We start from the raw sequence: 25,503 nt of genomic DNA, 5'->3' as shown, positions 1-25,503 counted from the left end.
GGCGTTGCCCGGTGATCGACGGCTAAGCGACCAATCACCAGGCCATGAGACTTACAGGTCGCCGTAGCCCAACGAACGCAGGGCGCGCTCGTCATCGGACCAGCCACCTTTGACCTTGACCCACAGGTTGAGCATGACCTTGGAGTCAAACAACAACTCCATGTCCCGGCGTGCATCTGTGCCGATACGTTTGATCCGCTCACCTTTGTCGCCAATGATGATTTTTTTCTGACCATCACGCTCGACCAGAATCAGCGCGTGGATGTGCAGGGTCTTGCCCTGCTGCTTGAATTCTTCGATTTCCACGGTGATCTGGTATGGCAACTCGGCACCGAGCTGACGCATGATCTTCTCGCGGACCAACTCGGCGGCCAGGAAACGGCTGCTGCGGTCGGTGATTTGATCTTCCGGGAAAAAGTGATCGTTTTCCGGCAAATGGGCGGCGATCAGGCCTTCAAGTGCTTCGAGGTTATGACCCTGTTGAGCAGAAATCGGCACGATCTGCGCATTCGGCAGTTGGCCTTGCAGCCACTCCAGGTGCGGCATCAGCGCGGCTTTGTCTTCAAGGCGGTCAGTCTTGTTGATCGCGAGAATCACCGGGCCTTGCACGTATTGCACACGCTCGAGCACCATCTGGTCTTCATCGGTCCAACGGGTACGGTCAACCACGAAAATCACCACGTCGACGTCTTTCAACGCGGCCGAGGCAGTCTTGTTCATGTAACGGTTGAGCGCTTTCTCGCCGTTCTTGTGCATGCCCGGGGTATCGACGTAGACCGCCTGTACCAAGCCTTCGGTCTTGATACCGAGCATGTTGTGGCGAGTGGTCTGCGGCTTGCGCGACGTGATCGCCAGTTTTTGCCCAAGGATGTGGTTCAGCAGCGTGGACTTGCCCACGTTGGGCCGGCCAACAATGGCAACATAGCCACAGCGTGTTGCAGTTGAATCAGTCATGGCCGTTCTCCACGCCAAGGGCAATGAGTGCTGCGGCCGCTGCTACCTGTTCGGCAATACGACGGCTAACACCCTGACCCCGGCTTTTTTCATTCAATAAGTTAATCTCGCACTCGACGAAAAACATTCGGCAGTGCGGCTCGCCCTGGATATCCACCACTTCGTAACGCGGCAGGTCACAGGCACGCGACTGGAGAAACTCCTGCAGCCGGGTTTTAGGATCTTTGTTGGTATCGACCAGGGTCAGGCTGTCGAACTCGGTGGTCAGCCAGGCCAACACGCGCTCACGCGCCATGTCCATGCCAGCATCCAGGTAGATAGCACCGATCAGCGCTTCCAGGGCGTCGGCCAGAATCGATTCGCGGCGAAAACCACCGCTTTTCAATTCGCCGGAGCCCAGGCGCAAGTACTCGCCCAAGTCGAAACCACGGGCCAGCAGGGCCAGTGTCTCGCCCTTCACCAGCCGCGCCCGCAAGCGCGACAACTGGCCTTCGCGCGCCAGAGGGAAGCGGTCGAACAAGGCTTCACCGGCGACGAAATTGAGAATGGCATCGCCGAGGAATTCCAGGCGCTCGTTATTACGCCCGGCAAAACTGCGGTGAGTCAGGGCCAGGATCATCAGTTCCTGGTCTTTAAAGGTGTAGCCGAGCTGACGCTCCAGGCGACTCAAGGAAACGCTCACGGTTTGCCCACGCTGAATTCGTGGTCGAACTTGACCACCAGATCAATGTTCTGGATCAGTGGCTCACGATTTTCGTATTTCAAATGGGCGAGAAACTTGTTGTTCTCCACCGTCACACTTAACGCCTTGTTCAAATCCAAATCCCGAATGCTGTTGACCTGCATGCCTTTACTGACATGGCTGTAAAAATCGCTGACCGTTGTAATTTCCAGCGTTTTGTCGGTTTCGACCGAGCTAATGATTTTCTTCATCGACATATAGTCGAGGTAATGCGGAATCAGTTTGAAGGCCGTGCTTGCCGCAAACGCGATCAAAGCCAAAGCCAGCAACCACCCCACGAACGACAAGCCTTTCTGCGAACCGGCAGGTGTCATGTTCGACCTCAAGCGTAGCTGTTCCATAGTGCCGGCAAGGTGTTCCATTGCCATCGTTTCAACGCAGCCCAAACGACGTACGGCGCTGTTGAGTACAGCGCCGTATTGGCTACTTGATCAGCCCAACCCGCGAGAAGTTCGGCAGGTGGCTCAGTTTCGGCTCAGGCCAGCTCATCCAGACAGCAAAGGCCTTGCCGACGATATTCTTGTCGGGAACCATGCCCAGCTCATCCTTGGGAATGTTTGGATCATCCCAGAAACGGCTGTCGTTCGAGTTGTCCCGGTTGTCACCCATCATGAAGTAGTGCCCGGCCGGCACAGTCCACTCATGATCTGGTGGTGCACGGTAGCGGCTCATTTCCTGGCGAATCTGGTGTTCAACGGCACCAAGCTGCTCAAGATAAAGATCCGCGCTGCCCAAGGTCCCCGGCTCGGAGCCAATCAGTTGTTTGGCCACCAAATCACCGTTGACGAACAGACGCTTGTCGCTGGTGTAACGGATCTGATCACCTGGCAAACCGACCACACGCTTGATGTAGTTGACGGTCGGGTCGCTTGGGTAACGGAACACCATCACATCGCCGCGTTGAGGATCACCGATCCGAATCACTTTCTGATCCAGCACCGGCAGGCGAATACCGTAGGAGAACTTGTTCACGAGGATGAAATCACCCACGTCCAGTGTTGGCTTCATCGACCCTGAAGGGATCTGGAAGGGCTCGACCAGAAATGAGCGCAGCACCAGCACGATAAACAGCACCGGAAAGAATGATTTGCCGTATTCAACCAGCAAAGGCTCTTTGTCCAGGCGTTCCAATACCGCGACATCCGGCTGGCTGACGCTGCCCTGATAAGTCGCGATGGCAGTCCGCCGGCGTGGTGCCAGAATGAGCAAATCGAGCAATGCAAGTGAACCGCATACGACGACAGCGATGACCAACAACAGCGGGAAATTTAGTGACATAGGACCTAACTATCCAACCTGAGCACTGCAAGGAAGGCTTCCTGTGGAATTTCCACGTTACCTACTTGCTTCATGCGTTTTTTACCGGCCTTTTGCTTCTCGAGCAGTTTACGCTTACGGCTTACGTCACCGCCGTAACATTTGGCCAGTACGTTCTTTCTGAGTGCCTTGACGGATGTACGCGCTATAACCTGCCCGCCAATGGCGGCCTGGATTGCTACGTCGAACATCTGCCGCGGGATCAGTTCCTTCATCTTTTCGGTCAACGCGCGACCTTTATAATTCGCCGTATCGCGATGCACGATCAACGCCAGGGCGTCGACTTTTTCACCGTTGATCAATACATCGAGCTTGACCAGATTTGCTGACTGATAACGGTTGAAATGATAGTCCAGAGACGCATAACCACGGCTCACTGACTTGAGACGGTCGAAGAAGTCCAGGACCACTTCGTTCATCGGCAGGTCGTAAGTCACTTGCACCTGAGTCCCCAGGAACAACATGTCGTGCTGTACACCACGCTTTTCAATGCACAATGTAATGACGTTGCCCAGGTGCTCTTGCGGCACAAGAATATTCGCCCGCACGATCGGCTCGCGCATGTCTTCGATTACGGACTGATCAGGAAGCTTGGACGGGTTGTCGACGTAAATCGTTTCACCGGTCTTCAACAGTAATTCAAAAATTACCGTTGGCGCGGTGGTGATCAGGTCCAGATCGTACTCGCGCTCCAGACGCTCCTGGATGATCTCCATGTGGAGCATGCCCAGGAATCCGCAACGGAAGCCGAAACCCAGTGCGTCGGAGCTTTCTGGCGAATACTGCAGGGACGAGTCGTTGAGCGTCAGTTTTTGCAACGCTTCGCGGAAGTCCTCGAAGTCATCCGAGCTGACCGGGAACAGACCGGCATACACCTGCGGCTGAACACGTTTGAAGCCTGGCAGTACATCCACGTCGGGCGTAGTGTTCAAGGTCAGGGTGTCGCCGACAGGGGCGCCGTGAATATCCTTGATACCCGCGATGATGAAGCCTACTTCACCGGCTTTCAGGTCAACGGTCTGCGTATGTTTGGGGGAGAAAACACCCACGCTGTCGACCAGATGCACCTTGCCGGTGGACTTGACCAGGATTTTGTCGCCCTTGCGTACGCAACCGTGGCGTACACGCACCAGCGAGACAACGCCCAGGTAGTTGTCAAACCAGGAATCGATGATCAACGCTTGCAGCGGATCTTCGATGTTGCCGGTCGGCGCGGGAATGGTGTGAACCAGACGTTCAAGCACTTCATCGACGCCCAGACCGGTCTTGGCCGAGCAGGCGACCGCGTCGGTTGCATCGATACCGATGATTTTCTCGATTTCTTCCTTGACGCGGTCCGGGTCGGCCTGCGGCAAGTCGATCTTGTTGAGTACCGGCATGACCTCAAGGCCCTGCTCGATAGCGGTGTAGCAGTTAGCGACGGACTGGGCTTCGACCCCTTGACCCGCATCGACAACCAACAACGCGCCTTCGCAGGCCGCAAGAGACCGGCTGACTTCATAGGTGAAGTCTACGTGACCTGGGGTGTCGATGAAGTTCAGCTGGTAGGTTTTGCCGTCCAGCGCTTTGTAATACAGGGTAACGCTATGGGCCTTGATGGTGATGCCGCGTTCGCGTTCCAGGTCCATGGAATCGAGGACTTGAGCTTCCATTTCGCGCTCGGACAAGCCACCGCACATCTGAATGAAGCGGTCGGCCAGCGTCGACTTGCCATGGTCAATGTGGGCGATGATGGAGAAATTGCGGATATGACTCAAATCACTCACGGATCAACACTCAAAAAGGTTGCAGGCAGATTGCCCGCCGAAAAATAGCCGGGAATTGTACCTGATGGAAGACTGGGGCGTCACGTTCGCAGGCCACACCAGCGGTCAGTAACCGCATTCTCTGGACGACAGGTGCAAAAAAGGGCGGTGATCACCGCCCTTTTCGTCACGCCAATCTGTTACTCGGCCAATTTGAAGGTGATGAAGCTAGCCCGACCCTGACGCAGAACGCGCATGGACACGGAACGATTCTTCGGCAACTCCTTGGCAACCTCGGTGAAGTTCGTGGCCGACGTGATCGCCTGATTGTTCAGATGAGTGATCACATCGCCCGGTTGCAAGCCGATCAAGGCTGCAGGACCGTCCTGCACTTCCTTGATGACCACGCCACCCTTGAGGTCGTAGCTTTTTTTCTGTTCAGCGGTCAGATCGGCTACCGACACACCCAGGCGATTGCTGCTGCGCTCGACGCCAGAATCCGGAACATCCATTTCCTGACCTTCTTCGGGCAGCGCGCCGATGGTCACGGTCAAGTGTTTACGCTTGCCGTCACGGATCACTTCCAGATCGGCCTTGCTGCCGTCTTTCAGATTGCCGACCAGATGTGGCAAGTCGGCAGACATCACAATCGGCTGACCATTGGCACTGAGGATAACGTCACCCACCAGCACGCCGCCTTTCGCCGCAGGACCGTTCTCCAACACCTGAGCCACCAACGCACCGGCCGGCTTATCCAGACCGAAGGATTCAGCCAGGTCTTTGTTGACCTCCTGAATCACCACCCCCAACCAGCCACGATTGACCTTGCCGCCCGCTTTCAACTGGTTCGCGACATCCATCGCGACGTCGATCGGGATGGCAAACGACAAACCCATGAAACCACCGGAGCGGGTGAATATCTGGGAGTTGATCCCGACCACTTCGCCAGACATGTTGAACAGCGGACCGCCGGAGTTACCCGGATTGATCGCGACATCGGTCTGGATGAACGGTACATAAGTATCGTTCGGCAGGCTGCGGCCCTTGGCGCTGACGATACCCTTGGTCACCGAGTGATCGAAGCCGAATGGTGAACCAATGGCCAGCACCCACTCACCGACTTTCAGTTTGTCGGAGTTGCCAATCTTGACGACTGGCAGGTCTTTGCCCTCGATCTTCAAGACCGCGACATCCGTACGCGGATCAGTGCCAATCAATTTGGCCTTCAACTCGCTACGGTCGGAAAGACGCACGAGAATTTCATCCGCGCCGTCGATGACATGGTTGTTGGTCAACACATAACCGTCGGCAGAAATAATAAAGCCGGAACCCAAAGACTGGATTTCGCGCTGACGATCACCTTTGGGCGTGCGTTGCCCCTTAGGCATGTTGCGTTCAAAGAACTCTCGAAGCTGAGGTGGCAACCCTTCCAGATCAGGCATTTGAGCGTTCGCGACAGAGCGCTCAGGCATTTTCTGGCGGGTACTGATGTTCACTACAGCGGGCGAGGCCTGCACAACCAGATCGGTGAAGTCAGGCAAAGCCTCCGCCTGCGCGGTGGCCATCTGACCCAGTATCAGGACTGCAGTGACAATTGACAGGTAAGACTTCAAGCGTGGAATCAACATACGGCTCCCGTTCACAACGAGCATGGTTAAACAGTACGGGCCAAGGGGCCCGCGGAGCATGTGCGCATCACAAGCAATCGCTGCGCGCCTCTGTGGGGCATTTTTTTACCCCAGAAACGACGAAGGCCAGAGCTGCCAAGCCATGACCTATAAAAAAAATCGAAGTTTTTTGCAACCTGGAAGTATCACCAAACATGTCAGCATCTCGGCCGCAAGACAAGCACAGGCTTGCCTTGCAGAGAAAACAGCCTGAAATAAACGTCTCTCATCCCGGGCACTGCCTCCAATCCTTGCTTACCCAGCCGCTCACTTGGTGGCTGGCTGGGCTTGATCATCAGCGCTACGCATCGAGAGCGCAATCCGCTCTGCGGTGCCTATCGGTATTTCTCCCACCACAGTGACCATGGCGTCTCCGACAGCTGTCGTCACCCGACGCGACACCGCCACTGTCGGACCGAACTGGGTCCGGATATCAGTAACAGCATCTCCGTTCAACGGCTCGATAAAAACAGAGAATCGTGCAAGCCCGTCGTCGTACATCAAACTAGTCACCAAAGTCTTGGTAACCGGATCCTTGCGCACCGCACTGCTGCTCAACTCGAAGCCGTCCGGCAACCAGTCAGAGCGCCACGTGGAACGAACATTCGGTGCTTCGTCCCTGGTTTTGACCATCTGTACCGGCTTGCAATCAGGACTGACTTCAAGCATTTGATCGGTTGGGATGTCCCGGGTATCAAGCTCGGTAAACTGGAAGCGTTCGAGCAGCTGACCTTTATCGTTCAACAGCAACGACTTCAACGGCAATGCTGTTTCGCTGTCCAGGTGCAATTCGACGCCGTAGCGGTGTTGATCTCGAGGCGTCATCGAAATGATGATTGCATCACGACCCGCAACCCGCGATTTCCCGACGACTTTCATGTCATACCAAGCAGATAGCTTTTTCGAGTCAAGACCCCGTGCCGACGAGTCGCGCACATTGACTACCCCGGCTACAAGCGTGCCGCTGACGCATTGGGTAAGCCCATCAACGCGCAGCACTTCCTGTGCAGAACCATCCAGCTGAAGCAGATGCTCACGAACCTTGCCATCAGTCACACGATGCCAAATACGGTGGGTAGAGAAACTACCGTTACGCTCGTAAACGAAAGTGCCTTGGAAACTTTGTGTCTGGTCAGCCTGCGCAAAACGCTTGAGCATGTTTTGCGCGTCATCGGCATGCGCCGGAAGAACCAGCCATCCAACGAGTAGAAGCGGTAATAGAGGGATGGCGCGCATGATCCTCCTTAACGGTTTTCCAGGCTGGCAGCACGAGCATACGGCAAGGCACTTTCGGTGCCCTTCAAAGCGGCTTGCTGAGCATGTTGACGCAGATAGCCTGGCAGACGCTGATCATGCCAGCCAGTCTGACCTTGCAAGACACCACTGGCCATCGGACCCGGGGCTTGCTCGGCGCTTTCGTTGTAACCGGCCAATACTGCAGGGCCTTTTACTTGTGGTACCGACAGATTCGCTGGCTGAGCGGCTTGCTGCGCCAATTCAACACCCGCGATTTCGTCCTGATTGTACAAACGTACACCGGCCAACACAGCAACGGTTACCGACGCGGCAACGGCCAGTCGGCCCAAGCTGCGCCAAGGGCTACGGCTTGTCTTGAGCGGAGTAACTTCATCGGCGATCGCAGCAGAAACAGCCGCCGATATATCCAGATGAGGCAGCAACAAGTCTTTGTGCATGGCTGCACGGGCAACTTGATAACGCGACCATGTGGCACGTGTATCCGCATCGCCGAAGGCATTCAATACCCGGCGCAATTCCAATTCATCCGCTTCGTTATCCATCACCGCGGACAGCGATTCCTGCAGGGCTTCACGACTCATGGCGGTTCCTCTCTTGGCTATCGCCGCTGTCTCAGGAGTCCTGCAACAAGGGTTGCAGGGCTTTGTCTATGGCTTCCCGAGCGCGGAAAATGCGAGAGCGCACGGTACCCACCGGACACTGCATGACGCTCGCAATGTCCTCGTAACTCAGACCATCGAATTCACGTAAAGTTAGGGCTGTCCGTAAATCTTCTGGAAGTAACTGGATAGTTCGATGGACAGTGCCCTCGATCTCATCCCTTAACAATGCGCGCTCTGGCGACTCGATATCCTTGAGGCCATGATCGCCATCGTAGAACTCCGCGTCTTCAGACCTTACATCGCTGTCCGGTGGTCGCCGACCGCGCGACACCAAATAGTTTTTTGCCGTATTAATAGCGATGCGGTACAGCCATGTATAAAAAGCGCTGTCGCCGCGAAAGTTACCCAGTGCACGATAAGCCTTGATAAAGGCCTCCTGTGCAACATCCTGCGCTTCATGGGTGTCGTGCACAAATCGCACGATCAAACCAAGAATCTTGTGCTGGTATTTCAGCACGAGCAGATCAAAAGCTCGCTTGTCGCCGCGTTGTACGCGCTCGACCAGCTGCTGATCTTCTTCCTGGGTCAACATGAACGCTCCTCATTGAAGCTGAAGGAGTGTTGCATCAACCCTTGAACAGGCTTGCAAACATAGACTCGGGCTTTGCGCAAAAGTTCTCCCCTCTCAGCAAGTTTCCTGCGGGCAGTCATCAGACCCGCACGAAAAACGCAGCCCGGACATGGCCGGCTACGTGAATAATCTTGTCGTCGAATACGCGCGTGGTGGAAGCTGCTTTTGACCCCCCGCAAATACCCAACATGTTCCTTTATAGGCAACCTGCTATTGAGCCCAGGCGTGCATGAAAAGTTCCCGGGGTCCGCGCTCAGGTGTAAGAAGCTCACTGCGGCTCTCGAGTAAATGCTGATTCAGCCTTGAAACAATCGCAACACGGACCCTTTTGCAGGGAAAACGGTGTGCATCATCGTTCCGACTGGAGCACAATCCGAGCCCGCCGTGGTTTCACAATGCCATAAAAGCGCGGCTATTGTGCCGATCCACCCCTCTATATACTAGTGCCCGCCAAGCTCGGAATTCAGACATGAGCCAACATTTCCAACACGACGTCCTGGTAATTGGCAGCGGTGCCGCAGGGCTGAGCCTTGCGCTAACCTTACCGAGCCATTTACGCGTTGCCGTTTTGAGCAAGGGCGACCTGGCCAGCGGCTCGACATTCTGGGCCCAGGGCGGCGTTGCCGCCGTGCTGGACGACACCGACACCGTGCAATCCCATGTCGAAGACACCCTGAATGCTGGCGGTGGCCTGTGCCATGAAGACGCTGTGCGCTTCACCGTCGAGCACAGCCGCGAGGCCATTCAGTGGCTGATCGACCAAGGCGTGCCGTTTACTCGCGATGACCAGTCAACCACGGAAGACGGCGGTTTCGAGTTTCACCTGACCCGGGAAGGTGGCCATAGCCATCGGCGTATCATCCATGCCGCCGATGCAACAGGCGCTGCGATTTTCAAAACCCTGCTCGCGCAAGCCCGGCTCAGGCCCAACATTGAACTACTGGAACAGCGCGTCGCGGTCGATCTGATCACCGAACGTCGCTTGGGTCTGGACGGTCAACGGTGCCTGGGCGCCTACGTGCTCAATCGCGCCACCGGCGAAGTCGACACCTACGGCGCGCGCTTTACCGCCTTGGCGTCCGGTGGCGCGGCGAAGGTTTACCTGTACACCAGCAACCCTGACGGAGCCTGCGGTGACGGCATAGCGATGGCCTGGCGCTCCGGTTGCCGGGTGGCGAATCTGGAATTCAACCAGTTTCACCCTACTTGCCTGTATCACCCACAAGCCAAAAGTTTTCTGGTAACCGAAGCCCTGCGCGGAGAAGGCGCCTGGCTAAAACTGCCGAACGGCGAGCGCTTCATGCAGCGCTTCGATCCTCGGGCCGAACTGGCGCCACGAGACATCGTGGCCCGAGCTATCGACCATGAAATGAAGCGTCTGGGCGTTGATTGCGTGTACCTGGACATCAGCCATAAACCGGCAGAATTCATCAAGACCCATTTCCCGACGGTCTACGAGCGCTGCCTTGAGTTTTCCATCGACATCACCAAGCAGCCGATCCCGGTGGTGCCGGCCGCGCATTACACATGTGGCGGCGTGATGGTCAACGAACAGAGCCGCACCGACGTGCCAGGCCTTTACGCCATCGGCGAAACCAGTTTCACCGGCCTGCACGGCGCCAACCGCATGGCCAGTAATTCGCTGCTGGAATGCTTCGTCTACGCCCGCTCTGCCGCCGCCGATATCGTTGAGCAACTGCCCAATGTACCCCAGCCTGAGGCGCTACCGACCTGGGATGCAAGCCAGGTCACCGACTCCGACGAAGACGTGATCATTGCCCACAACTGGGATGAGTTGCGGCGGTTCATGTGGGACTACGTGGGTATCGTGCGCACCAACAAGCGCTTGCAACGTGCCCAGCATCGGGTGCGCTTGCTGCTGGACGAGATCGACGAGTTCTACAGCAACTATAAAGTCAGCCGCGACCTGATCGAACTGCGCAACCTAGCGCAAGTGGCAGAGTTGATGATCCGCTCGGCCATGGAACGCAAGGAAAGCCGGGGATTGCACTACACGCTGGACTACCCAGACATGCTGCCTGAGGCCCTGGACACTATTCTGGTGCCGCCCACCTACGTCGGCTGAACTTCAACCGCACGCGCAAACGCCGGTGTACTTCCGGCGCCAACGCGTCGCGTGGAATGCACACACTGCGCACCCGCCGCCCAACGACGCCAGACGCTCCTGCCAGACGAAAACGCAGCACCACCGCCAAAGGCAGCGCCAGACTGTCTCGACGCAGTTGCACCGCCTTCCAGCCTGAACGAGCACTCCAAAGCTGCCAACCGTCAGCATCACGGCGTAAACCGGTGAACGCCGAGGGACTGCTCAGTAAAATGAAGCGCGGCAGTGCCCAGCCTCCATGCATCAGGCACAGCAAAACACCGAGCGCGCCTGCCCAGTCGGGGACATCAAGAAAATATAACGAAACCAGGGCCAACGCCTGAGCGATCAGATAGGCCGTCAGCAGGAGCCGTGAGGCCTGCCAACGGCATTCGAAACGATCACTTCGGCTGGACACGATCCAGAATCATGCGAACCATGCGCTGCAGCTCCGGATCTTCAGATTCGGCGCGCTGCATGAACCAGCCGAACATATCCTGATCTTCACACGTCAGCAATTTGCGATAAAGATCGCGATCTTCGGCATTAAGGGTGGAATAAACCTCCCTTACAAAAGGTACCAGCAACACGTCCAGCTCAAGCATGCCACGACGGCTGTGCCAATAAAGCCGGTTGAGTTCAACGTCATCGACCATGGAGCGCTCCTCAAATAGGCGGCAAGTATACAGGCGCAGTTCCAGAAGGCGCACTGCGCTTTGGTCGCAGCAGTTTTCAACGACGTGTGATCGCGCCTGTACCCATTCTGCAGACACCGCACTATCATGGTGCCCAGACTTTTTACTCTGCGATGACTAATGGCCGACTCAGCTTTTTTCTGCACGCTGTCCCACGAGGGCATTCTCGCCGTCCGCGGTCCTGACGCCAGCAAGTTCCTACAGGGCCAATTGAGCTGCAATCTCAATTACCTGAACGACACCACCGCGACCCTGGGTGCACGCTGCACGCAGAAAGGCCGCATGCAATCGAGCTTCCGCATCCTGCTTGAAGGCGATGGCTGCCTGCTGGCAATGGCGTCTGAACTGATTGAGCCGCAATTGGCTGATTTAAAGAAATATGCGGTGTTCTCCAAATCAAAGCTGACCGACGAAAGCCCGGCCTGGGTCCGTTTCGGCCTCAGCAACGGCGACGACACACTGATAGCGCTGGGGCTGGATGTGCCGCAAGCGTCAGACAGCGTGACGCGGGCCAATGGCCTGATCGCCATTCGCGTATCTCCTGCCCGTACTGAACTGTGGGTGCCGGCCGATCAGGCCGAAAACGTACGGGCTCGTCTTGCGGCGCAACTGGCTCAGGGCACATTGAATGACTGGCTGCTGGGTCAGATTCGCGCCGGCATCGGTCAAGTGACGGGCGGTACTCGGGAAACCTTCATTCCGCAGATGATCAACCTGCAAGCCGTGGGCGGCGTGAGCTTCAAGAAAGGCTGCTACACCGGCCAGGAAATCGTCGCGCGCATGCAGTACCTGGGCAAACTCAAGCGACGACTGTATCGCTTGACCCTGACTGGCGCTGAAATCCCTGAGCCCGGCACGCCACTGTTCTCGCCGGTTCATGCCAGCGCCGTGGGCGAAGTCGTGATTGCCGCGCAGGCAACCAACGGTATCGAGCTGTTGGCGGTGTTGCAGGCCGAAGCGGTGGAGGACGGGAATATCCGACTCGGCACTCTGGAAGGCCCGGCGCTGCTGTTGACCGACCTGCCTTATACATTGGACGCCAAGCTCGAAACCCAGCGTTGATCGCGGCAAGTACCCTCTTCCCCGCTCAAACCAAAAAACCGAAAAATCACCCCAAGCGCTCGTCGAGCGCTTAGGGCTCGGATCACGCAATACCAAGAGATTCGACATGAGCGACATGGCTGACAACGTGCAAGCGGACTTGATCAAGGCGATCAATAACGATGCTCTGTTTCTGCCAACACTGCCGGAAGTTGCGCTGAAAATTCGTCTCGCCGCCGAAAATCCTGACATCAGCGTCAGCGAACTGAGCAAGGTAATCGGCGGCGATACCGCGCTTTCAGCACGCCTGATCAAAGTAGTGAATAGCCCGCAGATGCGCGCCAGTGTCGAGGTCAGCGACCTGCACACCGCCATCACCCGGCTGGGGATCAATTACAGCTGCAATCTGGCAATCGGACTGGTGGTGGAGCAGATGTTTCAGGCCAAATCCAAGGTGGTAGAGCGCAAGATGCGCGATATCTGGAAGCAAAGCCTGCAAGTTGCGGGTATCAGCTACAAGCTGTGCCGCACCTACTCGAAGCTTAAACCGGATCAAGCGACCTTGGCGGGCATGGTGCACCTGATTGGTGTACTGCCAATCCTGACGTACGCCGAAGACCATTACGAACTGCTCTCGGACTCCGTCAGCCTCAACCATGTGATCGAGCATATTCACCCGATTATCGGTGAAAAACTGCTCATCAGCTGGGAGTTCCCGGAGCCGCTCGCCAAGGTGCCGGGGCAGTTCCAGGATTTCACCCGCCAGTCGGAGTGTGCCGATTACGTCGATCTGGTGCAGATTGCAACGGTGCACAGCTACCACGGCACCAGCCATCCTTATGCTGGAATTGAACTGAGCAGCTTGCCTGCCTTCGCCCGGCTGGGTCTGGACCTTGGCGATGGCCGTCTTGTTTCCGAAATGAATGAAGCCATGAACATGCTCTATTGAGCGCCGTTTTGAACAGGGACAAAACTCACCCGCACCTTCAAACCGCCTTCGGCACCGTCATGCAGGCTGATCTGCGCCAGATGTGCGCGACAGATCTCACCGACAATCGCCAAACCCAAGCCTGACCCCGCACCCTGCTGCTGACGCCGATAGAAGCGTTCAAACACCCGTTCACGCTCTGTTTCAGGGATCCCCAGGCCGTCGTCCTCGACTTCAAGAATGCAGGGTGCCCTCACCCGCAGAATCACATTGCCACCCGTCGGAGTATGCGCCAGGGCGTTATCCACCAGATTGCTCAGCAATTCGTTGAGCAATGTCGGCTCGCCGCGCAGCCACACAGGGTCTTCGGCCTCCAGCGCCAACGCAACACCACGCGCATGGGCCAGCGGCGCCATGGCCATGCCCAGCTCGCGAGCCAGTTGGCTCAAGTCGAGCAACTGGGCGCCCCCTTCAGCAATCGCCCGCGCACCGTTTTCGATACGTGCCAGAGACAGTAATTGATTGGCCAGATGCGTCAGACGATCAGTGCCCTGCGCAGCTGATTCCAGAGTGGTGCGCCAGTTTGCCGGATCGGTATCACGCAACCCCAATTCGATACGCGCCTTGAGCGCGGCTAATGGTGTGCGTAACTCATGGGCGGCATCTGCGATGAATTGCGCCTGACGCTCAAACTGCACGCGCAGACGTTCGGTGAAGTGATTGAGCGCACCCACCAGCGGGCGCAACTCACGCTGGACTTCCACAAGCGGCAACGCCCTTAGATCGTCGGGCTGGCGCTCTTCGACCGCAGTACGCAAACGCTCCAGCGGACGCAACGCCGCGCTGACGGTGAACCACACCAACACCAACGCGCCCATGCCGAGCATGCCCAGACGCAATAACGTGTCAGCCATCAGGCTGCGCGCCATACGCACCCGGGCTTCCTCCGTCTCGGCCACGCGAATCTCCGCCATACCGTTCATGTTCGGTTCACTGACGGGCTTGAGCAGGCTGACCACCCGTACGTCCTGCCCCTGATACCGCCCATTGTAAAAGCTCGCCAGCGCCGGGTAGTCATCTGTGCGCAAGGTGCCCGGCGGCGGCGCGGGTAGATTTTCGTAGCCAGAGATCAGCTTTTTGTCGATGTCGTTGACTTGGTAATAGATCCGCCCCGCACTGTCATACGCAAAGGTGTCCAGTGCGACATACGGCACATCCGCGCTCAAACCGCCGTCGCGCTGCGAAAGCCCGGCGGCAATGGTTCGCGCCGACGCCAGCAAGGTTCGGTCATAGGCCGTGTCGGCCGCTTCGCGACCATTCCAGTAAGCGCTCAAGCCGCTGGCCAGCATCAATACGGTGAGCAGCAGACCCAGGTTCCACAACAACCGCCAACGCAGGCTGCTGTGGGTAGGCAGCTTAAGCATCACGGCTTTCCAGCAAATAGCCAAGACCGCGGAACGTAACAATGACAACAGGTTGGCCATCAAGCTTTTTGCGCAGGCGGTGTACGTAGATTTCGATGGCGTCGGGACTGGCATCTTCATCGAGGCCAAACACTTGCGCCGCCAACTGTTCTTTACTCATCACCCGGCCGGGTCGGGCGATTAGCGCTTCAAGCACCGCCTGTTCACGAGACGTGAGGGCCAGCAGCTCATCGCCCAGGGTGAAGCGCCGAGTGTCGAGGTCATAGACCAGCACCCCGCAACGCTGCTGGCGTTCGCCGCCGAGCACGCTACGGCGGAGCAACGCCTTGACCCGTGCTTCCAACTCGGTCAGTTCAAAGGGTTTGGCCAAATAATCATCAGCACCCAGATTGAGGCCGTGCACACGATCTTTGACATCGCTCCGCGCGGTCAGCATCAGCACTGGCAGATTTTTCCCTCGGGCCCGCAAGCGGCCCAACACTTCAAAACCGTCCATGCGCGGCAAGCCCACGTCCAGAATCGCGACGGCATATTCCTCACTGCTCAACGCCAAATCGGCGGCCACCCCATCGTGCAAAACGTCCACGGTCAAACCCATACTTTTGAGGGCTTGAGCCACGCTTTCGGCTAATTGCAGATGGTCTTCGACGAGAAGAACACGCATCGACTTCTCCAGATTCTTGGGCTTATAAGGCGCGGAGTTTACAGCCGCATCGTTGGCTGTGAAGCACAGAAAAAATCAACGACAGCTGAAAGGTTAGTGAAAGTTTCACCTTCTAGCATCGCGCTACGGTGGCTTATACCTGCCGCAAAACTGAAAAGCGCCTTGAAGCGTTTTCAAAGGTTTTATTAAAAAAATAATAACAACAACGGAGTATTTCATGACGCTGTCCTTGCAGACTCAGGCCGCCTCGCCTGCTCGTCCCCTTCGCCTAAACCCCTCCGCGCTTGCCAGCGCCGTTGCCCTTGCCGGTTTCAGCCCGCTCAGCTACGCCGATTTTATCGACGACAGCAGCGCCAGCCTGGAAACCCGCAACATGTACTTCAACCGCGACTTCCGCGACGGCACCAGCGCCCAGCAATCCAAGCGCGACGAGTGGGCCCAGGGCTTTATCCTCAACGTCCAGTCAGGCTACACAGCAGGCACCGTCGGGTTCGGCGTGGATGCCATTGGCATGTTGGGGATCAAGCTCGACTCAAGCCCGGATCGCACTGGCACCGGCCTACTACCGACCCACGACAATGGCCGCGCCGCCGACGAATATTCCAAGTGGGGCCTGACGGGCAAGATGAAAATCTCGGCCACCGAACTGAAAGTCGGCACGCTGATCCCTGAGCTGCAAACGTTGAAGCCCAATGACGGGCGCATCCTGCCGCAGACCTTTGAAGGCGGTATGCTCACCTCCAGAGAGTTCAAGAACCTGACTTTTACCGGCGGTCGTCTGGAGAAGGTCAAGGACCGCGATGACACCAGCAGCGAAGACATCGCGCTGAACAACAAGAACAAACGCTTCGCTGGCACGGTGACGGGTGATCACTTCGACATGGCCGGGTTTGATTACAAACTCACCGACAAAATCACTGCCAGCTATCACTTTGCTCAACTTGATCAGGTCTACGACCAGCATTTTGTCGGCCTTGTCGCCTCGCAACCCGTGGGCCCAGGCACCCTGGCCACTGATGTGCGTTTCGCGGTCAGCGGCGATCAGGGTTCGGCTCGCGGCGGTAACATCGACAACAAATCATTCAATGGCATCGTCAGCTACAGCCTCACTGGTCATAAGTTCAGCGCGGGCTATCAGCACATGTCCGGTGACAGCGCCTTCCCGTATGTGGATGGCAGCGATCCGTTCCTCATCAACTTCGTACAGATCGGTGATTTCGCCGAAGCCAACGAGCATTCCTGGCAAGCGCGTTACGACTATGACTTCGCCAAGCTGGGCGTCCCCGGCCTGACATTCATGAGCCGCTACGTCAGTGGTGACAACGCTAAAGTGGCGAGCCATGACGGCGAAGGCAAAGAGTGGGAACGCGACAGCGAAATCAAATACGTGGTACAGAGCGGCGCACTGAAAAACGTCGCCGTGCGCCTGCGCAACGCCACGTACCGATCGAACTTCGCCCGGGACGCCGATGAAGTGCGCCTGCTCGTCAGTTACACGGTCGCGATCTGGTAATCGTTAGAACAGCTGGGCCCAAAATAACAACTCCCCTGGAGACAACCATGACTTTATCTTTGCGTCGTTTCGCCCTCGCCGCCAGCTGCATGCTAGTGGCTACCCAACTGCTCGCAGCTGAACCCAAGCGCCCGGAATGCATCGCTCCGGCCTCACCGGGGGGCGGATTTGACCTGACCTGCAAGCTGGCACAGAGCGCGCTGGTCAACGAAAAGCTGCTGAGCAAACCGATGCGCGTGACCTACATGCCCGGCGGTGTCGGCGCAGTGGCGTACAACGCAGTGGTTGCCCAGCGACCGGCCGACGCCGGCACGCTGGTGGCCTGGTCCAGCGGCTCGCTGCTGAACCTGGCACAGGGCAAGTTCGGCCGCTTCGATGAGAACGCCGTGCGCTGGCTCGCGGCGGTCGGCACCAGCTATGGCGCCATCGCCGTGAAAAGCGACTCGCCCTACAAGAACCTCAACGACCTGGTCGAAGCGCTGAAAAAAGACCCTAGCAAAGTGGTGATCGGCTCCGGGGGCACCGTCGGCAGCCAAGACTGGATGCAGACCGCCCTGATCGCCAAAGCCGCGGGCATCAACCCGCGTGACCTGCGTTATGTTGCCCTTGAAGGCGGCGGTGAAATCGCCACCGCGTTGCTCGGCGGGCACATTCAAGTAGGCAGCACCGACATCTCCGACTCCATGCCGCACATCCTTAGCGGAGACATGCGCTTGCTCGCCGTGTTCTCCGAAAAACGCCTGGACGAGCCGGAAATGAAAGACATTCCGACCGCCAAGGAACAAGGCTACGACATCGTCTGGCCGGTGGTACGCGGCTTCTACCTCGGGCCAAAAGTCAGCGACGAAGACTACGCCTGGTGGAAAGCGGCCTTCGACAAACTGCTGGCCTCCGATGACTTCGCCAAGCTACGTGACCAGCGCGAACTGTTTCCCTTTGCCATGACGGGCCCGGAACTGGACGCGTACGTGAAGAAGCAGGTCGCCGACTACAAGATCCTGGCCAAGGAATTCGGCCTGATTCAGTGATTGAACTCAATTGATATCAGTGGTTGCGTCGCCCATTCGAGGCGACGCGACACAGGAGTTACCCATGCTCTTACAACGAATTTTCGCCTCGGCGTTGCTGCTGGCGTGCGTCGGTCTTGCGCTCATGGCCTGGCCTTATCAGGCCGCATTTTCCTATGAACCTGTAGGACCTCGGGCGTTTCCCCTGCTGATGCTGGGGCTGATGGGCCTGGGCTTGCTGTACATGCTGTTTCGCCCGACACCCCTCGTCCACAGCGAAGAAGACCCTCAACTGGACCGCCCTACCCTGATCAAAATCGCCACTTGCACGGTTTTGCTCCTTATTTTCGCCGGCCTGTTCGAACCCTTGGGTTTCATCCTCAGCAGCATCCTGATCGGCATCCCCATGGCCCGTCTGTACGGCGGTCGCTGGAAGCTGAGCGTGGTGGTCGTGACCTTGATCAGCGTCGGCCTTTACCTGTTGTTCGATAAAGCCATGGACGTTCCGTTGCCGCTGGGCCTGCTCGACGTTCTGGAGAATTAATGTGGACACTTTTAGCTACCTGAGCCAAGGCTTCGGCGTTGCGCTGACCCCTTACAACTTGATCACCGCCCTGTGTGGCACCCTGATTGGCACCGTTGTCGGTTTGCTGCCCGGCCTTGGCCCGATCAATGGCGTGGCGCTGTTGATCCCTATCGCGTTCGCCCTCGGGTTACCCCCGGAGTCAGCGTTGATCCTGCTGGCGGCGGTGTACCTGGGCTGCGAATACGGCGGCCGGATCAGCTCGATCCTGCTGAACATTCCGGGCGAAGCGTCCACGGTGATGACCACTCTCGACGGTTACCCGATGGCTCGCCAGGGTCTGGCCGGTGTCGCCTTGTCGCTGTCGGCGTGGAGCTCGTTTATCGGTGCGTTCATTGCCACCTGCGGCATGGTGCTGTTCGCGCCCTTGCTGGCGAAGTGGGCGATTGCCTTCGGACCGGCGGAATATTTCGTACTGATGGTGTTCGCAATCGTCTGCCTCGGCGGCATGGCCGGTGATCGTCCACTGAAGACGTTTATCGCGGCGCTGATCGGGCTGTTTCTGTCCATGGTCGGCATCGACGCCAACAGCGGTGTGTACCGTTTCACCGGCGACAATATCCACCTGACTGACGGGATTCAGTTCGTGGTGTTGGTTCTGGGGCTGTTCTCGATCAGCGAAATTCTATTGCTGCTGGAAAAAACCCATCGCGGGCAAGAGGCGGTCAAAGCCACCGGCCGCATGATGTTCAACTTCAAAGAAGCCAGCTCGGTGTTCGTGGTGAACCTGCGTTGCGGTGTGCTCGGTTTCATCATGGGCGTGCTGCCGGGTGCTGGCGCGACACTGGCCAGCGCCGTGGCCTACATGACCGAGAAGCGTCTGGCGGGCAAGACCGGAAAATTCGGACAAGGTGACATACGCGGCCTCGCGGCCCCGGAAACCGCCATCGGCGGTGCGGCATGTGGAGCGCTGGTGCCGATGCTGACCCTCGGTGTCCCGGGCTCGGGAACGACAGCAGTGATGATCGGCGCTTTGTCGCTGTACAACATCACGCCCGGCCCATTGCTGTTTCAACAGCAGCCCGACATCGTCTGGGGCCTGATCGCCTCATTGTTCGTCGCCAACGTCATGCTGGTGATCCTCAACATCCCGATGATCCGCATCTTCACCCGCATCCTCGCCGTGCCGAACTGGGCACTGGTGCCGGTGATCGCGATCATCACTGCGATTGGCGTCTACGCCGTGCATGCCACCACCTTCGACCTGTTCTTGATGGTTGGTATCGGTATCTTCGGCTACATCCTGCGCAAGATGGACTTTCCTCTGTCGCCGGTCCTGCTGGGCTTTATCCTCGGCGGCTTGATGGAACAGAACCTGCGCCGTGCCCTGTCGATCTCCAACGGTGCGCTGGAAATTCTTTGGTCCAGCCCGATTACCTTCGGGATATGGGTGCTGACGGCCATCATGCTGCTGATGCCTGTCGTGCGGATCTGGCGCAAGCGCTCCCTGCAGCGTCGTGCCGTGGCCAATGTCTGATCGCTCCTTAAATACGTGGTGGGGAACCCCGCTGGTCGGCCTGCTGGGCGGTTACCTCGCCAGCCAGGTCGGCTGGCCGCTGCCGTGGATGGTGGGCTCGCTGCTGGCGATCATCCTGGTGCGCTGCCTGACGCCCTGGCAACTTGCGGAAATCCCCGGCGGCCGTAAAGGCGGGCAGTGGATTGTCGGGATTGGCATCGGCCTGCACTTCACGCCGGTTGTCATCGAACAGGTCATGTCGCATTTCGGCCTGATCTTCTTCGGAGCACTGGTCACCAGTGTTTCCAGCGTGGTCGGAGTCTGGCTGATGCGACGTAGCGGCGAAGATCGCGCAACGGCGTTCTTTTCCAGCATGCCGGGCGGCTCTGGCGAAATGGTCAACCTCGGAGCGCGCAACGGCGCAATCCTCAGCAGCGTCGCGGCGGGACAGAGTTTGCGAGTGTTGATGGTGGTGCTGTGCGTGCCCGCACTGTTCAAGTATCTGCTGGGCGACGGTGCGCCTGCATCGAATCCGGCAGCCGTTGACTGGTCCTGGCTGCTGGTGCTGTTTCCGGCAGGCGGATTGCTGGCGTGGCTCTGGCAACGGCTGAAGCAACCCAATCCATGGCTGTTCGGGCCGCTACTGCTCAGTGCTGCGGTGAGCATCACCTGGGACTTGCACATCGGCTTACCGCAAGGCGGCAGCCAGATCGGCCAATGGCTGATCGGAAGCGGCCTGGGCTGCCATTTCAATCGTTCGTTCTTTCGGCGGGCGCCGTCGTTTATTGGCCGAACATTGCTGGGCACTGCACTGACCATGCTGATCGCCGCCCTCGCCGCTGGGTGCCTGAGTGTGATGACCCATCTGGACCTGCGCTCACTGACCCTGGGCATGATGCCCGGCGGCATCGCCGAAATGAGCCTGACAGCGGAAGTCTTACAACTGTCGGTGCCGCTGGTCACGGCAATGCAGGTCATGCGCCTGCTGTTTGTACTGTTCCTCGCCGAGCCGCTGTTTCGGCACTGGGATAAGCGGGCTGAGTAGAGACCGGGTTGACCCGTTCGCGAATGAGCTCGCTATTTTCTGTGGGAACGAATTCATTCGCGAAGATGGCAGGATGCCCGCCACTGCATTCAGGTCAAACCGGCGGCAATCTCCAGTCAATCGGTGTCAATCCATTCTGTTGCAAGAACTTGTTGGCCCGGCCAAAGTGTCCGTTGCCGAGAAAGCCTTTGTAGGCGGACAGCGGCGAGGGGTGTACCGAGGTCAGTACCAGGTGTTTGCTGGCGTCGATCAGTTTCTGTTTGCTTTGGGCATGAGCACCCCACAGCATAAACACCAGATGCGGCTGATGTTCGCTGACGACCTCAATCACCTTATCGGTGAAGATCTGCCAGCCTTTTTTTGCGTGTGAAGCAGCGTTCGCGCGTTCGACGGTCATGGTGGTGTTGAGCAGCAGCACGCCCTGATCGGCCCAGGACTGCAAGCAGCCGTGATTGGCGATGTCGATGTTCAGGTCACGCTTGAGCTCTTTATAGATATTGACCAGCGATGGCGGCGTTGGCACGCCTGGCTGCACCGAGAAGCACAAGCCATGGGCCTGACCTGGGCCGTGGTACGGATCCTGGCCAAGGATCACCACCTTGACCTTGTCCAGCGGCGTCGAGTTCAACGCATTGAAGATCATCGGGCCCGGTGGATAGATTTCCTTGCCTGCGGTGTGCTCCTGGCGCAAGAACTCACGCAGTTCGTTCATATACGGTTTTTCGAATTCCTCACGCAACGCGTGCTTCCAGCCGGATTCGAGTTTGATACGGTCATCGTTTGTCATGGCACACCTGCAAAAATCAATGCGCGGACACTAGGAAAGCTGGCCGCCGATGTCAATCGACCAATGTCATTGCACCACGCGGCCCCTGCCTCTTTCCTACACTCCCTGTAATCACCGTTTGCAACTTACCCCCGCATAGGGGTATCACAGACCCAATGGACAGTTGCCCCGCCCCCCGAGAGGTCATGATGAATCTGCAATTTGAAGAACTCCACGCCCAAGACGGCGCGCGCATTGGTGTTGCCAGCCTGGATGCGGAAAAGTCTCTGAATGCGTTGTCGCTGCCGATGATCCAGGCGCTGATGGATCGTCTTGAAAAATGGGCCGATGACCCGCAAATCGTTTGTGTACTGCTGCGCGGCAATGGCTCTAAATCTTTTTGTGCCGGCGGCGATGTACGAGCATTGGTCGACGCCTGCCGTGCCCATCCCGGCGAAGTCCCACCGCTGGCCGCGCATTTTTTCGCGGCGGAATACCGGCTCGATTACCGTCTGCACACGTACCCCAAACCCTTGATCTGCTGGGGCCATGGTTACGTGCTGGGTGGCGGCATGGGCTTGTTGCAAGGCGCGGGCATTCGCATCGTCACCCCGACCAGTCGCCTGGCAATGCCGGAAGTCAGTATCGGCTTATACCCTGATGTCGGCGCCAGTTGGTTCCTTTCCCGACTGCCCGGCAAACTGGGCCTGTTCCTCGGACTGACCGGTTCACACATCAACGGGCGCGACGCGCTGGATCTGGACCTGGCCGACCGTTTCCTGCTGGATGAACAGCAAGAAGAGTTGGTCGAGGGGCTGCTACAACTGAACTGGCAGGAACAAAGCCCGGTGCAACTCAACAGCCTGCTCAAGGCGCTGCAACAGGAAGCCATCGGGCAATTGCCTGATGCGCAATGGTTGCCGCGTCGAGCGCAGATTGATGAACTGCTGGACGTCGCGACTCTGCCGTGCGCCTGGCGTGCCATCAGTCAATGGAACACGCACGGCGATGCCCTGCTCAGCCGTGCGGCAAAGAATCTGACTGAAGGTTGCCCCCTGACTGCCCATCTGGTGTGGGAGCAGATTGTCCGCGCCCGACACATGTCGCTGGCTCAGGTATTCCAGATGGAATACACCCTGAGCCTGAATTGCTGTCGTCATCCCGAGTTCAGCGAAGGCGTGCGGGCGCGCCTGATCGATAAGGATCAAAAGCCTCATTGGCACTGGCAAGACGTCGCCAACATCCCGGACGCCGTGATCGATGCGCACTTCGCCAAGGTATGGGAAGGACGGCACCCCCTGGCGGACCTTTTAGACTACTAGACCCTTAAAGCAGGTGAAGCGCCGACGTAGCGACGCTTCACCTGTTTCCACCCCGACCATCGCCGCCACGGCCGTCGCCTCCGCGATTGCCGTGATCACCCCGGCCGCCTGAACCATTGTCATGACCGCGACTGCCACCACCGTGTCCACGGTCACCGTCATTCCGGCCTTCATTCCATGAAGGGTTGTAGTGTCCGCCACGACCCTCATGGCCACCCTGATCACTGCGGTAGTAACCCCGTCCGGCGTAAGGCATAGGTCTCGGACCATAATCAGGCCGAGGGGCGTAATAAGGCGCCGGACGCGGCCCGTAATAACGGGGAGGCGCTACGTAATAGCTCGGACGGTAGGACCGGTCATAACTGCCATAGTAAGCGCCACCGTAAACCGGCTGTGTATAGACATCGGATTCGTAATAACCGGGACCTGCATAACAACCAGCGAGGATTAAACCAAGCACAACTATAAGCAAGGGTCGTCGATACATGGCGGCCTCCTGGACCGCTAGAGAGCTCAAACCAGCGACGCTGGTCGGCATCGGTCAAAACCGCTGACTGACGAAAAATCAGACCGCAAATAATTCACCGAGTGCCCTGCCCCAAAAACTATATCCCACTCAAGATGCGCCCCAAACAGGTGCGTGCACGCACCACGCTAAAGCACCCACTCCCGTTCTCGCTCCCCCTTCAACTGCGCAACCCAACTGCCGCAAGGCGTGGTGAGACTTGGCACGCCTCTCGCTTATGACTTGATGTGCAGGAGTCAAAACAGGTTCGCGGCACCACAATTTACAATAGCTGACTAGGGTTCCGATTCGCTTGACGCGAGTGGCTGGTCCGAGAGTTGGCGACCTCCAGTAGAGGTTACACGGCGGGATAAAAGCCCGGGAGACAGGACACCAGTGGTGTCGCGTGACTCCTGACCGCTCGTTTTTTTTCCTACTGGAGGTTCTTATATGCAGAGCAACATTAAAAAGCCCCGTCTGTTCGCCATGCTCGCCGCTGGCCTCGTCGCGGCATTGAGCCTCTCGGCACACGCCGCCCCGAAAGAACACTTCAACGTTTGCTGGACCATCTATGCCGGCTGGATGCCCTGGGAATACGCGGGCACCCAAGGCATCGTCGACAAATGGGCGAAGAAATACGGCATCACCATTGATGTCACCCAGATCAACGACTACGTCGAATCGATCAACCAATACACCGCCGGCCAATTCGATGGCTGCTCCATGACCAACATGGACGCGCTGACTATTCCGGCCGCAGGTGGCGTCGACAGCACCGCGCTGATCGTCAGCGATTTCTCCAACGGCAACGACGGCATCGTGATCAAGGGTGAAGGCAAGAAAGTTGCCGACCTCAAAGGCATGAAGGTTAATCTGGTCGAGCTGTCGGTTTCTCACTACTTGCTGGCCCGTGCCTTGGACAGCGCTGACCTTACCGAGAAAGACCTTAAGGTCGTCAACACCTCGGATGCCGACATTTCTGCTGCCTTCAACACCGATGACGTCAAAGCGGTGACCACCTGGAACCCAATGCTTTCGGACATCAAGGCCAAACCCGGCGTGACCGAAGTGTTCGATTCGAGCAAGATTCCTGGCGAAATCATGGACATGATGGTGGTCAACACCCAGACCCTGAAAGACAACCCGGCACTGGGCAAGGCCCTGACCGGAGCCTGGTTCGAAGTGGTCGCACTGATGAACAGCAAATCCGCCGCCAGCACCGCTGCACTGGAACACATGGCCAAAGCCTCGGGCACCGACCTGGCTGGCTTCCAGTCGCAACTGAACACCACCAAGCTGTTCGCGACCCCCAAGGAAGCACTCGACTTCGCCGCCAGCGCTCAACTGCCACAAACCATGCGCAAGGTCGCCGAGTTCTCCTTTCAACATGGGCTGCTCGGTGAGGGTGCCAAGGACACCAGTGCAATCGGCATGTCTTTCGCCAACGGCGTGACCAGCGGCGACAAGACCAACCTCAAGCTGCGCTTCGACCCGAGCTACGTACAGATGGCTGCCGAAGGCAAATTGTAATCGCG

General features: G+C 57.8%; 25 protein-coding genes and 1 riboswitch. Of the genes, 10 read left to right on the top strand and 15 right to left on the bottom strand.

Translation table 11 applies throughout. The annotated features are described in order from the left end of the window. Nucleotides 1–51 precede the first annotated feature (51 nt). The 9 genes from era to rpoE all read right to left on the bottom strand — a co-directional run bounded on the left by era (nt 52) and on the right by rpoE (nt 8,876). Nucleotides 52–954, bottom strand: a complete 903-nt coding sequence (gene era / locus ACVBEG_RS02655) for a GTPase Era (protein WP_322181517.1) — start codon at nt 952–954, stop codon at nt 52–54. After that, nucleotides 947–1,636 carry a ribonuclease III gene (gene rnc, locus ACVBEG_RS02650; RefSeq protein WP_322181519.1) on the bottom strand — a complete coding sequence of 230 codons (690 nt, stop codon included), beginning with the start codon at nt 1,634–1,636 and terminating at the stop codon, nt 947–949. Before rnc ends, era begins: the two co-directional genes overlap by 8 nt. After that, nucleotides 1,633–2,010, bottom strand: a complete 378-nt coding sequence (locus ACVBEG_RS02645; RefSeq protein ID WP_322181521.1) for a DUF4845 domain-containing protein — start codon at nt 2,008–2,010, stop codon at nt 1,633–1,635. The genes rnc and ACVBEG_RS02645 overlap by 4 nt, the downstream gene beginning before the upstream one ends. A 109-nt stretch (nt 2,011–2,119) precedes the next feature. Further along, nucleotides 2,120–2,974: a signal peptidase I gene (lepB, locus tag ACVBEG_RS02640; protein ID WP_322181523.1), complete on the bottom strand. Its 855-nt coding sequence runs from the start codon at nt 2,972–2,974 to the stop codon at nt 2,120–2,122. Nucleotides 2,975–2,979: 5 nt separating this feature from the next. Beyond that, nucleotides 2,980–4,779 (bottom strand): translation elongation factor 4, encoded by a 1,800-nt coding sequence (gene lepA / locus ACVBEG_RS02635; RefSeq protein ID WP_322181525.1) that lies wholly within the window; start codon nt 4,777–4,779, stop codon nt 2,980–2,982. 179 nt (nt 4,780–4,958) lie between these two features. Then, nucleotides 4,959–6,380 (bottom strand): DegQ family serine endoprotease, encoded by a 1,422-nt coding sequence (locus ACVBEG_RS02630; RefSeq protein WP_322182832.1) that lies wholly within the window; start codon nt 6,378–6,380, stop codon nt 4,959–4,961. Between the two features lie 312 nt (nt 6,381–6,692). After that, nucleotides 6,693–7,661 carry a MucB/RseB C-terminal domain-containing protein gene (locus tag ACVBEG_RS02625; RefSeq protein WP_322181527.1) on the bottom strand — a complete coding sequence of 323 codons (969 nt, stop codon included), beginning with the start codon at nt 7,659–7,661 and terminating at the stop codon, nt 6,693–6,695. A gap of 8 nt (nt 7,662–7,669) precedes the next feature. Further along, the gene (locus ACVBEG_RS02620) at nt 7,670–8,263 is read right to left on the bottom strand and encodes an anti sigma-E factor RseA C-terminal domain-containing protein (protein ID WP_322181529.1); all 594 of its coding nucleotides are present in this window, start codon (nt 8,261–8,263) and stop codon (nt 7,670–7,672) included. Nucleotides 8,264–8,294: 31 nt separating this feature from the next. Then, nucleotides 8,295–8,876 carry an RNA polymerase sigma factor RpoE gene (rpoE, locus tag ACVBEG_RS02615; RefSeq protein ID WP_219062107.1) on the bottom strand — a complete coding sequence of 194 codons (582 nt, stop codon included), beginning with the start codon at nt 8,874–8,876 and terminating at the stop codon, nt 8,295–8,297. Between the two features lie 508 nt (nt 8,877–9,384). Between rpoE and nadB the strand changes: the two genes are divergently transcribed. After that, a complete protein-coding gene (gene nadB / locus ACVBEG_RS02610) occupies nt 9,385–11,001 on the top strand; it encodes an L-aspartate oxidase (RefSeq protein ID WP_322181531.1) in 1,617 nt (538 codons plus the stop codon). Here the strand turns inward: nadB and ACVBEG_RS02605 are convergent. Beyond that, nucleotides 10,970–11,437 (bottom strand): protein YgfX, encoded by a 468-nt coding sequence (locus ACVBEG_RS02605; RefSeq protein ID WP_322181533.1) that lies wholly within the window; start codon nt 11,435–11,437, stop codon nt 10,970–10,972. The genes nadB and ACVBEG_RS02605 overlap by 32 nt on opposite strands. After that, nucleotides 11,421–11,675, bottom strand: a complete 255-nt coding sequence (locus ACVBEG_RS02600; RefSeq protein ID WP_322181535.1) for an FAD assembly factor SdhE — start codon at nt 11,673–11,675, stop codon at nt 11,421–11,423. Before ACVBEG_RS02600 ends, ACVBEG_RS02605 begins: the two co-directional genes overlap by 17 nt. 159 nt (nt 11,676–11,834) lie before the next feature. Between ACVBEG_RS02600 and ygfZ the strand changes: the two genes are divergently transcribed. Together ygfZ and ACVBEG_RS02590 are read left to right on the top strand one after the other, a co-directional pair. Continuing rightward, on the top strand, nt 11,835–12,776 hold the full coding sequence (gene ygfZ, locus ACVBEG_RS02595; protein WP_322181537.1) for a CAF17-like 4Fe-4S cluster assembly/insertion protein YgfZ: 942 nt from the start codon (nt 11,835–11,837) through the stop codon (nt 12,774–12,776). A gap of 106 nt (nt 12,777–12,882) precedes the next feature. Next, nucleotides 12,883–13,704 carry an HDOD domain-containing protein gene (locus tag ACVBEG_RS02590; protein ID WP_322217663.1) on the top strand — a complete coding sequence of 274 codons (822 nt, stop codon included), beginning with the start codon at nt 12,883–12,885 and terminating at the stop codon, nt 13,702–13,704. Here the strand turns inward: ACVBEG_RS02590 and ACVBEG_RS02585 are convergent. Together ACVBEG_RS02585 and ACVBEG_RS02580 are read right to left on the bottom strand one after the other, a co-directional pair. Next, nucleotides 13,698–15,107 carry a sensor histidine kinase gene (locus tag ACVBEG_RS02585; protein ID WP_322181541.1) on the bottom strand — a complete coding sequence of 470 codons (1,410 nt, stop codon included), beginning with the start codon at nt 15,105–15,107 and terminating at the stop codon, nt 13,698–13,700. The two genes, ACVBEG_RS02590 and ACVBEG_RS02585, sit on opposite strands and share 7 nt — an antisense overlap. Then, nucleotides 15,100–15,771 carry a response regulator gene (locus ACVBEG_RS02580; protein WP_322181543.1) on the bottom strand — a complete coding sequence of 224 codons (672 nt, stop codon included), beginning with the start codon at nt 15,769–15,771 and terminating at the stop codon, nt 15,100–15,102. The genes ACVBEG_RS02585 and ACVBEG_RS02580 overlap by 8 nt, the downstream gene beginning before the upstream one ends. A gap of 217 nt (nt 15,772–15,988) precedes the next feature. On the opposite strand from ACVBEG_RS02580, the gene ACVBEG_RS02575 reads away from it, so the two are divergent. The 5 genes from ACVBEG_RS02575 to ACVBEG_RS02555 all read left to right on the top strand — a co-directional run bounded on the left by ACVBEG_RS02575 (nt 15,989) and on the right by ACVBEG_RS02555 (nt 21,375). Next, nucleotides 15,989–17,284, top strand: a complete 1,296-nt coding sequence (locus ACVBEG_RS02575; protein ID WP_322181545.1) for an OprD family porin — start codon at nt 15,989–15,991, stop codon at nt 17,282–17,284. A 47-nt stretch (nt 17,285–17,331) separates the two neighbouring features. Then, nucleotides 17,332–18,312, top strand: coding sequence for a Bug family tripartite tricarboxylate transporter substrate binding protein (locus ACVBEG_RS02570; RefSeq protein ID WP_322181547.1), 981 nt, complete (start codon nt 17,332–17,334; stop codon nt 18,310–18,312). A 64-nt stretch (nt 18,313–18,376) separates the two neighbouring features. Next, a complete protein-coding gene (locus ACVBEG_RS02565; protein ID WP_322181549.1) occupies nt 18,377–18,835 on the top strand; it encodes a tripartite tricarboxylate transporter TctB family protein in 459 nt (152 codons plus the stop codon). Between the two features lies 1 nt (nt 18,836). Further along, nucleotides 18,837–20,351 (top strand): tripartite tricarboxylate transporter permease, encoded by a 1,515-nt coding sequence (locus ACVBEG_RS02560; RefSeq protein WP_447107322.1) that lies wholly within the window; start codon nt 18,837–18,839, stop codon nt 20,349–20,351. Further along, a complete protein-coding gene (locus ACVBEG_RS02555) occupies nt 20,344–21,375 on the top strand; it encodes an AbrB family transcriptional regulator (protein ID WP_323565654.1) in 1,032 nt (343 codons plus the stop codon). Before ACVBEG_RS02560 ends, ACVBEG_RS02555 begins: the two co-directional genes overlap by 8 nt. 94 nt (nt 21,376–21,469) lie before the next feature. On the opposite strand, the gene ung is transcribed toward ACVBEG_RS02555, so the two are convergent. Next, the gene (gene ung / locus ACVBEG_RS02550; protein ID WP_219062123.1) at nt 21,470–22,162 is read right to left on the bottom strand and encodes a uracil-DNA glycosylase; all 693 of its coding nucleotides are present in this window, start codon (nt 22,160–22,162) and stop codon (nt 21,470–21,472) included. Nucleotides 22,163–22,350: 188 nt separating this feature from the next. Here ung and ACVBEG_RS02545 point away from each other — a divergent pair, with 188 nt between their 5' ends. Further along, nucleotides 22,351–23,463, top strand: coding sequence for an enoyl-CoA hydratase/isomerase family protein (locus ACVBEG_RS02545; RefSeq protein WP_323569165.1), 1,113 nt, complete (start codon nt 22,351–22,353; stop codon nt 23,461–23,463). Between the two features lie 37 nt (nt 23,464–23,500). Here the strand turns inward: ACVBEG_RS02545 and ACVBEG_RS02540 are convergent, their stop codons facing one another. Next, on the bottom strand, nt 23,501–23,950 hold the full coding sequence (locus ACVBEG_RS02540; protein ID WP_322181557.1) for a hypothetical protein: 450 nt from the start codon (nt 23,948–23,950) through the stop codon (nt 23,501–23,503). Nucleotides 23,951–24,253: 303 nt separating this feature from the next. Continuing rightward, nucleotides 24,254–24,355: riboswitch (guanidine-I (ykkC/yxkD leader) on the top strand. A gap of 63 nt (nt 24,356–24,418) precedes the next feature. Here ACVBEG_RS02540 and ACVBEG_RS02535 point away from each other — a divergent pair. After that, the gene (locus ACVBEG_RS02535) at nt 24,419–25,498 is read left to right on the top strand and encodes a putative urea ABC transporter substrate-binding protein (RefSeq protein WP_416152007.1); all 1,080 of its coding nucleotides are present in this window, start codon (nt 24,419–24,421) and stop codon (nt 25,496–25,498) included. The last annotated feature ends 5 nt before the right edge of the window (nt 25,499–25,503 follow it).

The organism is Pseudomonas sp. GG8 (genome assembly GCF_052976945.1).
Note: the sequence above shows the minus strand (reverse complement) of the source record. Positions and strands in the feature narration are given on the sequence as shown.